The organism is Blastomonas sp. CCH9-A1 (assembly GCF_001557175.1).
In the GTDB taxonomy this organism is placed as follows: domain Bacteria; phylum Pseudomonadota; class Alphaproteobacteria; order Sphingomonadales; family Sphingomonadaceae; genus Blastomonas; species Blastomonas delafieldii_A.
On the sequence record NZ_LSHM01000030.1, the window covers coordinates 137,929 to 150,668 of the forward strand.

A 12,740-nucleotide genomic window follows, 5' to 3' on the forward strand; every position below is an offset into this window, starting at 1 on the left:
GCGATTGCACAGCGTCGCCTGTGCCGGACTTGCGCGATTGATTATGTTGCAACTGCGAAGGCCACAATTGCATTTGCCAGTTTACCGACGTTTGGACATGCTGCATCGCACAATAACAGAGGATGATGACGGCAGTTCAATTCAACAGAACAGGGACCACCATCATGAAAAAGCTCAGCCTTGCCGCCCTTCCGCTCACCCTGCTGGCGATACCCGCAGCGGCCCAGACCGCTCAGCCCGAGCAGGTTACGTTCGAACATGACGGTTCGCGTTATGTCTATACGGTCAAGATGGTGGGCGACACCAAGATCATCGACGGCACCGAAACCCGCTCGGGCAAGCGCTTTAATCTGCGCGTGTCGGACAAGCGGGTCACCGGCACGGTGGGCGACAGCCAGATTCGCTTCAAGCGGAGCGACGTCACCCCGCTCGCGCAGACTGAAACCACCAGCGACCGCTGACACCTGACGGGCGGGCTCGCATGCCGTGGCGAGCCCGCCATTGACACTTTGGCGCGGCGTTCATTTTCCGCGCATTCTCCCCCTTCCTAATGCGCGCTCAGCCGCGTAAAGCGCGGGGCCATGAGCGACACTCTTGCAGCGCCCAAGGGCACCATCACCCCGGAAATCGTGGCCGAGCACGGCCTGAAGCCGGATGAATATCAGCGCATCCTGGCCGCGCTGGGGCGCGAGCCCAATCTGGTGGAGCTGGGCATCTTCTCGGTCATGTGGTCCGAGCATTGCAGCTACAAGAGCTCGCGCGTGCATCTGAAGACGCTGCCGACCACCGGCCCGCAGGTCATCTGCGGCCCTGGCGAGAATGCGGGCGTGGTCGATATCGGCCCCGGCCCCGACGGCAAGCCGCTCGCCGCCATCTTCAAAATGGAGAGCCACAACCACCCGAGCTATATCGAGCCCTATCAGGGCGCGGCCACCGGGGTCGGCGGCATCCTGCGCGACGTGTTCACCATGGGCGCGCGGCCCGTGGCGCTTATGAACGCGCTGCGCTTCGGTCGGCCTGACCATCCCAAGATGAAGCATCTGGTGCAGGGCGTGGTCGCAGGCATCGGCGGATACGGCAATTGCGTCGGCGTGCCGACCGTGGGCGGCGAGACCAATTTCGACCCGGCCTATGACGGCAATATCCTGGTCAACGCCATGGCCGTTGGCATCGCCGAGCAGGACAAGATATTCTATTCCGCCGCTTCCGGTCCGGGCAATTCGATCGTCTATGTCGGATCGAAGACCGGGCGCGACGGCATCCACGGCGCAACCATGGCCTCGGCCGAATTCGGCGAGGACAGCGAGGAAAAGCGCCCCACCGTGCAGGTCGGCGATCCGTTCACCGAAAAGCTGCTGATCGAGGCGTGCCTCGAGCTGATGGCATCGGATGCGATCGTCGCGATCCAGGACATGGGGGCTGCGGGTCTCACCTCCTCCAGCGTCGAAATGGCGAGCAAGGGCGGCGTCGGCATCGAGCTCGACCTCGACAACGTCCCCCAGCGCGAGACCAATATGACCGCGTACGAGATGATGCTGTCGGAAAGCCAGGAGCGCATGCTCATGGTCTTGAAGCCCGGCCGCGAGGATTTCGCCGAGGCGATCTTCCGCAAATGGGAGCTCGATTTCGCGGTCATCGGCCATGTTACCGAGACCGGCCATATGGTGCTCAAGCACAAGGGCGAGACGGTGTGCGACATTCCGCTCGCACCGCTGGCCGACGATGCACCGAGCTATAACCGGCCCTATGTCACCACGCCGCCGCCTCCGCCGCTGGCGAATGTGCCCGCCAGCACCGATCTGGCAGCTGATCTGACCGCGCTGATGGCCTCGCCCGCGCTCGCGAGCCGCAGCTGGATCTGGCAGCAATATGATCACATGGTGATGGCCGATACGGTGCAGATCCCCGGCGGCGATGCCGGTGTCGTCCGCATCCACGGCACCAATCGCGGGCTTGCGGTCACCACCGACTGCACGCCACGCTATTGCTTTGCCGATCCGTTCGAGGGCGGCAAACAGGCGATCGCCGAATGCTATCGCAACCTGGTGAGCACCGGCGCGCGTCCGCTTGCGACCACCGACTGCATGAACTTCGGCAACCCCGAGCGGCCCGAGATCATGGGCCAGTTTGTCGGCTGTATCGAAGGCATGGGCAAGGCCTGCCAGGCGCTCGACATGCCGATCGTCAGCGGCAATGTGAGCCTCTACAACGAAACCACCGGCCCCGACGGCATCGCCCGCGCGATCCTGCCGACGCCCGCCATCGGCGCGATCGGGCTGATCGAGGATCTGGGCCAGATGATGACCCTGGCGTTCAAGGCAGCGGGCGAGACCATCGTCGTGATCGGGGGCAACGGCACCGCCGAACTTGGCCAGTCGCTCTGGCTCGACGTGCTGCACGGTCGCCGCGAGGGCGCGCCGCCGCAGGTGGATCTCAAGGGCGAGCTGGAATCGGGCGGTGTCATCGCGACGCTGATCGCCGGGGGCAAGGTGAGCGCAGTGCACGACATTTCGGACGGCGGCCTCGCGGTCGCGGTCGCCGAAATGGCGCTGGCATCGGGCATCGGAGCTGCGCTTTCGGCTGATGGCGATGCGGGCTTCTGGTTCGGCGAGGGCCAGGCGCGCTATGTCGTGGCGACGGCGGATGCTGACGCGGTGGTCGCGGCAGCCGAGGCTGCGGGCGTGCGCGCGCAGGTCATCGGTACTACGGGCGGGGATGCCGTGGCATTTGCGTCCGGGGCCAACGTTTCGGTCGCCGAGCTTCGCGAGCGCAATCTCGCCTTCTTCCGGCAGTGGATGGAAGGCTAAGCCACACGCAACCTGAGCAGGGGGGCAGTGCCAATGACCACAGGCTATTCCGGCACCCCCCTCGCCCGCAAGCTGGGCCTGAAGCCCGGGATGCGTGTGTGGTTCGATGGCATGCCCGATACCGCGCGGGCGGAAATCGCAGCCGAGGTCGAGGCGCTCGAAGCCGTGGGTGATCCCGCAAAAGGCTTTGCCGCCGCGCACCTGTTCACCACCAAACGCGCGGTGCTCGAGCGCGAATTCGCCCGGCTGATGAAAGCCATGGACCGCGACGGCATGATCTGGGTCAGCTGGCCGAAAAAGGCGGCGAAGATGGATACCGACATCACCGAGGACGTTATCCGCAGCGTGGCCCTGCCGATGGGGCTCGTCGATGTGAAGGTCTGCGCGGTCGATGCGACCTGGTCGGGGCTGAAGCTGTTGATCCGCAAGGAATTGAGATGACATTTCTGCTTCGATTGGCAATGGTCGCCGCGCTCGCGGTGACGGCATTCGCTGCGCGCCCCGCGCTCGCCTGGGGCGATTATGGCCACCGCGTCATCGCGCAGATTGCCGAGGCCAATGTCTCGCCGAAGGTGCGCGCGCGGATCCGCGCGCTACTGGCGCAGGAAAAGCAGCTTGCAACCCCCGAATGTCCGCTGAAGACGATCGAGGATGCCAGTGTCTGGGCCGATTGCATCCGCCGCGATGACCTGCGCTGGGGCTATACCGCGCCCTGGCATTACGTAAACATCGACATCTGCAAGCCATTCGACATCAAGGCCAATTGCCCCAACGGCAGCTGCGTGCCGGCGCAGGTCACGCGCAACGAGGCACTGCTGGCCGACCGCAAATTGCCGACGCATGTCCGGCTCGAGGCGCTGGCCTTTCTGCTGCACACGGTGGGCGACATGCACCAGCCGATGCACGCAGGCGATCGGGGCGATCTGGGCGGCAACCGGGTGAGCGCGGCCTATGGCATTGTCGAAGGGCGGATGAATCTGCACCGGCTATGGGACGGCCCGATTGCCGAGCGCGCGATCACCCAAGGCCTGCCGCTGGTGCGCGCCTATTCGGCCAAAGAGCGCGCCGCTGTCACCGGCGGCACTGTCGAAGACTGGGCGCGCGAGGCCTGGGAGCTGTCGCGCGATGTCGCCTATCCCACTGCGCAGCATGGCCCCGCTTGCGGCCCTGCTTTGGGCAAGGACGAGCGTGCGCGGCACAGCGATGCCGATATCGAGGCATTGATCCCGGTGGTGCGCACCCAGGTGCTGCGCTCGGGGTTGCGGCTCGCCGCAGCGCTCGAGCGGGCGCTCGGCTGACACGCAACAAAAGTCGCGTTCCCTAGCGGCAGATGACCGATTCATGATACGGCAAGGGCAATTGCAATCGATTGCAATCGATTGCAAAACAATGCATAGCTATACATCGGGTTTGACCGGTGGACACCGGCGCGACCCGACCCTAACAGATGACCCGCTGCGGCTGCGGTCACGAAAAAGGATAGGATTCAAACATGGCGAATGCGCAATCCCGGACGCTCCTTCTCTTTGGCGCGACGGGGGACCTGTCCAAGCGCATGCTGCTGCCCTCGCTCTATGCGCTGCATTGCGACGGGCTGATCGCCGCCGATCTGCGCATCATGGGCACGGCGCGCAGCGAGCTCGACGACGAAGCTTTCCGCGCGATGGCGGGCGAAGCGCTGGCGCAATTCCTGCCCGAAGCGCGCAAGGATGACGCCAAGATCGCGAGCTTCCTCAAGCAGCTGAGCTACCAACCTCTCGACGCGTCGAAGATCGAGGGCTTTGCGGCGCTGGCGGAACGGCTGGGCGACATCTCGGGCGGCATGTCGATCTTCCTGTCGACCGCGCCTTTCCTGTTCACGCCGACCATCCAGGGCCTCAAGTCCGCTGGCCTGGCAGGCGAGATGGTGCGTATCGGCCTCGAAAAGCCGCTGGGCAACGACCTCGCCTCGTCCTGCGCGATCAACGATGCCGTCGCGCACGCCTTTCCCGAAGACCGGACCTTCCGCATCGACCATTATCTTGGCAAGGAGACGGTGCAGAACCTGATGGCGCTGCGCTTTGCCAACATGATGTTCGAGCCGCTGTGGAACGCCAACGGCATCGAGCATATCCAGATCACCGTGTCCGAGACCGTAGGCCTCGAAGGCCGCCACGGCTTTTACGACGATACCGGCGCGCTGCGCGATATGGTGCAGAACCATATCCTGCAGCTGGTCGCGCTGACCGCGATGGAGCCTCCGGCCGAGTTCGATGCGACCTCGATCCGCGACGAGAAGGTCAAGGTGCTGCGCTCGCTGCGCCCCGTCGCACCCAACGAAGTGGTGCGCGGCCAGTACGGCGCGGGTGCGGTCGGCGGCCATTCGGTGAACAGCTATGCCGACGATCTCGGCAAGCCATCGGACACCGAGACCTTTGTCGCAATCAAGGCGCATGTCGACAACTGGCGCTGGCAGGGCGTGCCCTTTTACCTCCGCACCGGCAAGCGGCTGGCCGAACGGCGCAGCGAGATCGTGATCCAGTTCAAGCAGGTGCCGCACAATATCTTCGCACAGCGCGGCGGCAGACTTTCGGCCAATCGCCTCGTCATCCGTCTGCAGCCCGAGGAATATGTCCGCCTGCTGGTCATGGCCAAGGAGCCAGGGCTCGACCGGGGAGGCCTGATCCTGCGCGAGGTGCCGCTCGACCTGTCGCTCACCGCCGCCTTTTCCAAGGCACAGCGCCGCATTGCGTACGAGCGCCTGCTGCTCGACCTCATCGATGGCGAGCCCACCCTGTTCGTCCGCCGCGACGAGGTGGAGGCGCAGTGGCGCTGGATCGATGCGATCCGCAAGACCTGGGCGGACCATGCGATCGAGCCCAAATCCTATGGATCGGGCAGCTGGGGGCCAAGCGCCGCGATCGCGCTGACCGAACGCGATGGGGTGAGCTGGAATGACTGACGCCGCCACCTCCGCCGCCGGTGCGAGCTACGCGGCCGATGCCTCGATCGAGGCGATCGCCGATTTCATCGCCGGCATGCTGGCGGGCGGCAAGCCGCGCGCGATCGCGGTGCCCGGCGGCAGCACGCCCGGGCCGATCCTCGCCGCTCTGGCCGAACGCGAAGACATCGCCTGGGTCGATGTCGCGGTCTGGCTGACCGACGACCGCTGCGTGCCGACCGACCACGCGGCGAGCAATTTCGGCCTGCTCGAACGCTCGCTCGCCGCCACCGGCGCGGCCTTGGTGCCGCTAGAAGAGGGCGCGACCCCGCCGCCCTTCGATCTGGTCTGGCTGGGCATGGGCGCAGACGGGCATATCGCCTCGCTCTTTCCCAATACCGATCCGCATGCCGATGGCGCGCTCGAGGTGGTGCGACTGACCCCCCATCCGTTGCCGCCCGAAGCGCCGTTCGACCGGCTGTCGCTGACCCTGTCGGCGCTGGTGCGCGCGCGCCATATCATGTTGGTGCTGAAGGGTGCGGACAAGCGCAAGGTGCTCGACGATGCCCTTTCCGGGGCGAACGACCTGCCGATCGCGCGGCTGCTCAAGGCTGCGCACGCACCGGTCACCATCTTCTGGAGCGAAACATGACCAGCCTTCATCCCGAGCTCGAACGGATCACCCAGCGGATCATCGAACGCTCGCGTCCCGGCCGTCAGGCCTATCTCGATTTCATCGCGCGCGAACGCGACAAGGGCGTCCACCGCCCCACCCTTTCGTGCGGCAACCTGGCGCACGGCTTCGCCGCATCGGGCGAGGACAAGCCCGTCATCCGCTCGGGCAAGGCGATGAACATCGGCATCGTCACCGCCTATAACGACATGCTCTCGGCGCATCAGCCCTATGGCCGCTATCCCGAGCAGATCAAGATCTTCGCGCGCGAGGTCGGCGCGACCGCGCAGGTGGCGGGCGGCGTGCCCGCGATGTGCGATGGCGTGACGCAGGGCCAGCTCGGCATGGAGCTGTCGCTGTTCAGCCGCGACACGATCGCGCTCAGCAGTGCGGTGGCGATGAGCCACGGCATGTTCGAAGGGGCGCTGGTGCTGGGTATCTGCGACAAGATCGTGCCCGGCCAGTTCATCGCCGCCGCGCGCTTCGGCCATATCCCGACGATCTTCGTGCCCGCAGGCCCGATGCCCTCTGGCCTTGCCAACAAGGAGAAGCAACGCGTCCGCCAGCTCTATGCCGAGGGCAAGGTGGGGCGCGAGGAGCTGCTGGAAGCCGAGGCCGCGAGCTATCACGGCGCGGGCACCTGCACCTTCTACGGCACCGCCAATTCCAACCAGATGATGATGGAGATGATGGGGCTGCACGTCCCCGCCTCCGCCTTCATCAACCCCGGCACCAAGCTGCGGCAGGAGCTCACGCGCGCCGCCACGCACCGCGTCACCCAGATCGGCTGGGATGGCGAGGATTACCGCCCGTTCGGCCATTGCGTCGACGAGAAGGCGATCATCAACGCGTGCATAGGGCTGCTCGCTACCGGCGGATCGACCAACCACGCGATCCACCTGCCCGCGATGGCGCGCGCGGCGGGCATCCATATCGACTGGCAGGACCTGAGCGAGCTTTCCGCGATCATCCCGCTGCTCGCACGCGTCTATCCCAACGGATCGGGCGATGTGAACCATTTCCATGCCGCCGGTGGCATCGGCTTTGTCATCCGCGAACTGGCGGGCGCGGGGCTGCTGCACACCGATATCCTCACCGTATCTGGCCAGTCGCTGCTCGATTATGCCGTCGATCCCGTGCTCGATGATGCAGGGGCGCTGGCGTTTGTGCCCTCGCCCGAGGCGACGCGCGACGAGGCGATGCTGCGTCCGGTCGCCCAGGCGTTCCAGCCCGATGGCGGGATGCGGCTGGTCGAGGGCAATCTGGGGCGCGGCATCGTCAAGACAAGTGCGGTCGATCCCTCGCGCTGGGTGATCGAGGCCACCGCGCGCGTGTTCGACGATCAGGATGCGGTGATCGCCGCGTTCAAGGCGGGCGAACTCGATCGCGATGTCGTCGTGGTCGTCCGCTTCCAGGGCCCCCGCGCCAACGGCATGCCCGAGCTGCACAAGCTCACCCCCTCGCTCGGCGTGCTGCAGGATCGCGGGTTCAAGGTCGCGCTGGTCACCGATGGCCGTATGTCGGGCGCATCGGGCAAGGTGCCCGCGGCGATCCATCTGTGGCCCGAGGCGTGCGACGGCGGCCCGCTGGCGCGGATCAGGGATGGCGATATCGTGCGGCTCGATGCGGTCGCAGGCACGATCAGCGTTGTGACGGACGGCGCGGACTGGGAGAGCCGCCCGACCGCAAGCCAGCCCGCGCAGCCGATGGGCACCGGCCGCGAGCTGTTCGCGCTGATGCGGGCGAGCAGCGACAATGCCGAGGCTGGCGCGAGCGCGATGCTCGCGGTGGCGGGGTTGTGATCGCTTGATCTCGCAACCTCCCCGCATCACGTCCCTCGACTTCGCTCGGGAACTCGGAAAGTTTTGCTATGACCCCAAGCTAAACCCCCTTCCGTTTGTCCCGAGCGCAGTCGAGGGAAGTTGCACCGGACCCATGCGGCTATCTGTTCTCGACATTCTGAGGTAACTCATCATGCACATCGTCACCGCAGACATAGGCGGCACCCATGCGCGCTTTGCGCTGGCCACGATCGAGGATGGCCGCGTCACCCATCTGGGCGAACCGGTCACACTGAAATGCGCCGAATATGCCAGCCTGCAGACCGCCTGGGAAGCCTTCGGCCAGGCGATCGGACAGCCCCTGCCCCGCGCGGCGGCCATCGCGCTCGCCACGCCGATCCGCGGCGAAGTGCTAAAGATGACCAACAACCCCTGGGTCATCCGCCCCGCTTTGGTGCGCGAGAAGCTGAATGTCGACGACTATATCCTGATCAACGATTTCGGCGCGGTGGCGCATGCGGTGCAGCATTGCGGGGCGGACCATTATTCGCATTTGTGCGGCCCTGAGGGCGACCTGCCGGACAAGGGCGTCATCACCGTCATCGGCCCCGGCACGGGCCTCGGCGTCGCCTATGTCGTCCGCAGTGCTGACGGCTATCGTGCGGTCGAGACCGAGGGCGGGCATATCGACTATTCGCCGCTCGATTCGATCGAGGACGCGATCCTCAACCGGCTGCGCCGCCAGCACCGCCGTGTCTCGGTCGAGCGCGTGTGCTCCGGCCCCGGGCTCGCCGCGATCTATGAGACACTCGCGAGCATCGAAGGCCGCGCGGTGGTCAGCATGGAAGACAAGGCGCTGTGGCAGCTCGCGCTGTCAGGTGAGGACAGTCTGGCTGCCGCCGCGTTCGACCGGTTCTGCCTCAGCCTTGGCGCTGCGGCGGGCGATTTTGCGCTGGCACAGGGCGCGGGCGCAGTGGTAATCGCGGGCGGCCTTGGTCAGCGGATCGCCGACCGTCTGCCGCAGTCCGGGTTCGAGGAGCGCTTTGTCGCCAAGGGCCGGTTCCAGCAGCTGATGGAGACGATCCCCGTCAAGCTGATCGATCATCCCCAGCCCGGCCTGTTCGGGGCCGCCGCCGCCTTTGCCCAGGAGAATGCCGCATGACTGCACCCGCGATCGAAACCATCATGCTGACCGCGCCGGTCATTCCGGTGATCGTCATCAACGATGTCGCCGACGCGGTGCCGATGGCCGAGGCGTTGGTCGCAGGCGGATTGAAGGTGCTCGAGGTGACTTTGCGCACCCCTGCTGCGCTCGAAGCGATCGCCGCGATGAAGCAGGTCGAGGGCGCGATCGTCGGCGCCGGTACGGTGATCGATCCCAAGACGCTCGACGCGGCGCTCAAGGCGGGGTCGGAATTCATCGTCTCACCCGGCCTTACCGAGAACCTGGGCAAGGCGGCGATCGAGAGCGGCATTCCCTTCCTGCCCGGCATCGCCAATGCGGGCGATATCATGCGCGGGCTCGACATGGGTCTCACCCATTTCAAGTTCTTCCCGGCGATGGCGGCAGGCGGGATCCCCGCGCTCAAGTCACTCGCCGCGCCGTTCGGCCAGTGCAAGTTCTGCCCCACCGGCGGCGTGACGCTGGAGACCGCGGGCAACTGGCTGGCGATCGATCCGGTGCTGTGCGTCGGCGGCAGCTGGATGATCCCGGCAGGGCCGATCGATACCGCCGCGATCCAGCGCAACGCTGCCGCAGCCCGCGCGCTCGCCTGAACTAGACCAGCAATTCCGCCGCCTTGCCATGGCCGAGGAAATCGGCTGGGCTGGCGGTGGCGCCATAGGCCCCGGCGCAGAACACCGCGACCAGATCGCCGACCTCCGCGCGCGGCAGATACGCCTTGTCGGCGAGCCGGTCGAGCGGGGTGCACAGGCAGCCGACGACATTGGCCTCTTCTTCCGGCTCGGCATCGAAGCGGCTGGCAATCGCGACCGGATAGTTGCGCCGCACGACGGTGCCGAAATTGCCGCTGGCGGCGAGCTGGTGGTGCAGCCCGCCGTCGGTGACCAGGTACAGCTCGCCATGGCTGGTCTTCCGGTCGACAATGCGCGTCAGATACACCCCCGCCTCGCCCACCAGCCAGCGGCCCAGCTCCATCGCGAAATGCGTTGATTTGAGTGCGTCCGGCAGCGCCGCGAACCGCTCGCCCAGCGCCAAGCCCACCTTGGCAATGTCCACCGGCATGTCGCCCGGAAAATAGGGAATGCCCATGCCGCCGCCGAGATTGACATGCTCCGGCACTGCGCCCGCCTCTTCGGCGAGCTGCGCGGCGAGGTCGAGCGTCTTGCCCTGGGTCTCGATGATCGCATCGGCATCGAGCGCCTGCGAACCGGCAAATATATGAAAGCCGCGCCAGTGCGCGCCCTCGGCCAGAATGTGCCGGACCAGCGCGGGCACCCGAGCCTGATCGATGCCAAAAGGCTTGGCGCCGCCCCCCATGCGCATCCCCGACCCACGCAGATCGAAATCCGGATTGACCCTGACTGCGACGCGCGGCTGCACGCCGATCCGCTGTCCAATCGCCAGCGCGCGCTCGCCTTCGCCTTCGGATTCGAGGTTGAGCGTGACGCCTGCGGCAATCGCGGCCTCAAGGTCGCGGTCGCGCTTGCCCGGTCCGGCAAAGCTGATGCGCGCGGCATCCATCCCCGCCGCCTGCGCCAGCGCCAGCTCGCCCGCCGAGGCGATGTCGATGCCATCGACCAGCGAGGCCATCAGTTTGAGCACCGGCGCGAAGGGATTGGCCTTCATCGCATAATGAATCGAAAGGGGCTCGGGCATGGCCGCACGCAGCGAGGCGACGCGCGCGCGCAGCATGTCCGACGAATAGACGAAGCACGGGCTGTCCCCGGCCATGTCGACCAGTTCGCTGGCCTTGAGGCCCTGCACCGCCAGCTCACCGTCGATTGCCGCAAAACCGGCGGGTATCGGCCCCAAAGGCTTCATGCGTCACGTTCCTCGATCTCGGCGACCAGCAGCGCGCGGTCGATCTTGCCATTGGGGTTCTTGGGAAATTCGTCGCGCAATTCGACCACCTTCGGCAGCATGAACGCGGGCAGATCGCGCTTCATCGCGATCACCAGATCGTCGACAACTTGCTCGGGCTGCGGCACGGCAGCGGGGCGGACGAGCAGCAGGATCGCCTGGCCAAGCTGCGGATCGGGAATGCCCAATGCCACGGCTTCCGCCGCAAGCCCGGTCGAGGTCGCCGCATCCTCGATCTCTGCCGGGCTGATGCGGTTGCCCGAGGACTTGATCATCGCATCGCGCCGACCGACGAAATAGAGCAGCCCCTGTTCGTCGCGCCGCACCCGGTCGCCCGACCAGACCGCCATGCCGCCATAGGTCGAGAAGGCCGGCGCCGGCTTATATCGCTCCGCCGTGCGTACGGCATCCTGCCAATAGCCCTGCGCGACCAGCGGCCCTGCATGCACCAGCTCGCCCTCCTCGCCCGGCGCGGCATCCTCGCCCGCATCGTTGACCACCAGAATCTCGGCAAAGGGGATGGCCTTGCCGATGCTGGTCGGGTTGCCGTCGATCAGATCGGGGTCGAGATAGGTCGAGCGGAACGCCTCGGTCAGGCCGTACATCGCGAAAATGCGGGTCGCGGGGAATATCCCGCGCAGTTGCTTGACCAGCGCAGGGCTGAGTGCGCCGCCGCTGTTGGTGAGCCGCCGCATCGTCGCGGTCGCTTCAACCGGCCATTCAATCTCGACCAGCTGCGTCCAGAGCGGCGGGACCGCAGCGAGCGTGGTGATGCCGTACCGCACGCAGGATTTCACAACATCGCGCGGCATCAGATAATCGAGCGGAACCGCCGTGCCGCCTGCCGCCCAGGTCGAAAGCAGCTGGTTCTGTCCATAGTCGAAGCTCAGCGGCAGCACGCACAAGGTCTTGTCGTCGCTCTCCAGCCCGAGATAGTTCGCGACGCTGATCGCGCCGAGCCACATATTGGCATGGCTGAGCATTACCCCCTTGGGCTTGCCGGTCGAACCCGAAGTGTAAAGGATCGCCGCCAGGTCGTTGGGATCATGCGATGATGCTCCCAGGCTGGTCTCGCCCGCCTTCCACGCCGCCATCGCCTCGTCATCGTCGAGCGTCCGGCAGCCTTGCGGAACATCTCCCTCGATGAGGGTTGTCAGCCGGGTGCGATTGGCGATCAGCAGCTTCGCGCCGCTATCGGCCAGGATATGCGCGACCTGCGCGCGCTTGAGCACCGGGTTGATCGGCACATGCACCATCCCGGCACGCGCCGCCGCCAGCGGCATCAGGCAAGTGGTCTCGTTCTTCGGCAGCCAGGTCGCGACCCGGTCGCCATGTTCCAGCCCCATCGTGGTTAACCAGGCCGCAAGCAATCCGATACGCAAGTTTAACGTGTCGTAGCTAAGAGAGCCTTCACGCAATATCAGCGCGTTCGCGGGGCCCTCGCCCCTCAGTACCAGATGATCGAGCGGCTGCGGAGTGGGATCGAGAGACATCACGAACGGTTTGGCTCATAAGG

11 protein-coding genes are annotated in these 12,740 nt (G+C 65.9%); 9 read left to right on the top strand and 2 right to left on the bottom strand.

Annotated features, from left to right (window positions below):
* Positions 1-164: 164 nt before the first annotated feature.
* The 9 genes from AX725_RS08580 (at position 165) to eda (ending at position 9,957) form a co-directional block, all read left to right on the top strand.
* Entirely contained in the window at positions 165-461 is a 297-nt protein-coding gene (locus AX725_RS08580; RefSeq protein WP_060979929.1) for a hypothetical protein, read from the top strand.
* 120 nt (positions 462-581) lie between these two features.
* A complete protein-coding gene (gene purL / locus AX725_RS08585) occupies positions 582-2,807 on the top strand; it encodes a phosphoribosylformylglycinamidine synthase subunit PurL (RefSeq protein WP_060979930.1) in 2,226 nt (741 codons plus the stop codon).
* Positions 2,808-2,840: 33 nt separating this feature from the next.
* Complete coding sequence (locus AX725_RS08590; protein ID WP_060979931.1) at positions 2,841-3,248, top strand: DUF3052 family protein; 408 nt, start codon at positions 2,841-2,843, stop codon at positions 3,246-3,248.
* Positions 3,245-4,105, top strand: coding sequence for a S1/P1 nuclease (locus AX725_RS08595; protein WP_060979932.1), 861 nt, complete (start codon positions 3,245-3,247; stop codon positions 4,103-4,105). The genes AX725_RS08590 and AX725_RS08595 overlap by 4 nt, the downstream gene beginning before the upstream one ends.
* A gap of 194 nt (positions 4,106-4,299) precedes the next feature.
* Positions 4,300-5,748 carry a glucose-6-phosphate dehydrogenase gene (gene zwf, locus AX725_RS08600; protein WP_060979933.1) on the top strand — a complete coding sequence of 483 codons (1,449 nt, stop codon included), beginning with the start codon at positions 4,300-4,302 and terminating at the stop codon, positions 5,746-5,748.
* On the top strand, positions 5,741-6,379 hold the full coding sequence (locus tag AX725_RS08605; protein WP_060979934.1) for a 6-phosphogluconolactonase: 639 nt from the start codon (positions 5,741-5,743) through the stop codon (positions 6,377-6,379). Before zwf ends, AX725_RS08605 begins: the two co-directional genes overlap by 8 nt.
* The gene (gene edd / locus AX725_RS08610; protein ID WP_060979935.1) at positions 6,376-8,202 is read left to right on the top strand and encodes a phosphogluconate dehydratase; all 1,827 of its coding nucleotides are present in this window, start codon (positions 6,376-6,378) and stop codon (positions 8,200-8,202) included. Before AX725_RS08605 ends, edd begins: the two co-directional genes overlap by 4 nt.
* Before the next feature lie 172 nt (positions 8,203-8,374).
* Positions 8,375-9,343, top strand: coding sequence for a glucokinase (gene glk / locus AX725_RS08615; protein WP_060979936.1), 969 nt, complete (start codon positions 8,375-8,377; stop codon positions 9,341-9,343).
* Complete coding sequence (eda, locus tag AX725_RS08620; RefSeq protein WP_060979937.1) at positions 9,340-9,957, top strand: bifunctional 4-hydroxy-2-oxoglutarate aldolase/2-dehydro-3-deoxy-phosphogluconate aldolase; 618 nt, start codon at positions 9,340-9,342, stop codon at positions 9,955-9,957. Before glk ends, eda begins: the two co-directional genes overlap by 4 nt.
* A 1-nt stretch (position 9,958) precedes the next feature.
* Here eda and AX725_RS08625 read toward each other — a convergent pair whose 3' ends face one another.
* Positions 9,959-11,185: a pyridoxal-dependent decarboxylase, exosortase A system-associated gene (locus AX725_RS08625; protein WP_060979938.1), complete on the bottom strand. Its 1,227-nt coding sequence runs from the start codon at positions 11,183-11,185 to the stop codon at positions 9,959-9,961.
* Positions 11,182-12,717: an acyl-CoA ligase (AMP-forming), exosortase A system-associated gene (locus AX725_RS08630; RefSeq protein ID WP_060979939.1), complete on the bottom strand. Its 1,536-nt coding sequence runs from the start codon at positions 12,715-12,717 to the stop codon at positions 11,182-11,184. The genes AX725_RS08625 and AX725_RS08630 overlap by 4 nt, the downstream gene beginning before the upstream one ends.
* Positions 12,718-12,740: the final 23 nt, after the last annotated feature.